The 791-nt window shown below is 65.2% G+C and carries 1 protein-coding gene; it reads left to right on the forward strand.

Annotated elements, in window-relative coordinates:
* Positions 1-163: 163 nt before the first annotated feature.
* Positions 164-791 (forward strand): radical SAM protein (locus PA598K_RS18535; RefSeq protein ID WP_128658391.1); only part of this gene is annotated, 628 nt, incomplete at its 3' end.

Raw genomic sequence — 791 nt, forward strand, 5'->3', positions numbered from 1 at the left:
AAGCTCCAGGGCGAGCGTTAAAATCGTGGACAGGCAGGCAGGCGCGGGCAGGCCACAGGTAGGCGCAGGCAAGGGCGCAGGCAGCCAAGGACGAGCAGGAGGGCAGCTCATTGCCCACGGACCGCAAAATACACATCTAACTTAAGAAAGGGGTGCATGCCGGATGAAAGAAATCGTCGACGCAGGTCGTGCGGCCCCGATCGCATCATCGGATCTCGCGGACTGGAAGGCCGAGCTGACGGCGGACCCTTACCGGTCCTATTTGTATTCGTACCCGCACAAGACGGCCTACCGCAAGCTGGACACGCCCGTGCCGCTGGAGCGGCTCTGGGCGGACGAGCAGGCCGAGACCTACTTTCTGTACATGCATATCCCGTTCTGCGGGGCGCGCTGCGGGTTTTGCAATCTGTTCACGCTGCCGGACACGCGGACGTCGGTGCACGAGCAGTACCTGGACGCGCTAGAGCGGCAGGCGAGACAGTGGGCGCCGCTCGTCTCGGCCAAGCCATTCGCCCGCTTCGCGATCGGCGGCGGCACCCCGACGCTGCTCGCTGCCGATCAGCTCGACCGACTGTTCCGGATCGCCGAGGATGTGATGGGACTCGACCCGCAGCAGGCTTCGATCTCGGTGGAGACGTCGCCGGACACGGTGACGGAGGAACGGCTCGAGGTGCTGCGAGCGCGTAGCGTTGACCGGGTCAGCATGGGCATCCAGAGCTTCGTGGAGGCGGAGGCTACGGGCATCTATCGACCGCAGAAACCTGCCGAGGTCGAGCGGGCGCTGGCGCTGC

The organism is Paenibacillus sp. 598K (genome assembly GCF_003851045.1).
Classification (GTDB): Bacteria; Bacillota; Bacilli; order Paenibacillales; family Paenibacillaceae; genus Paenibacillus_D.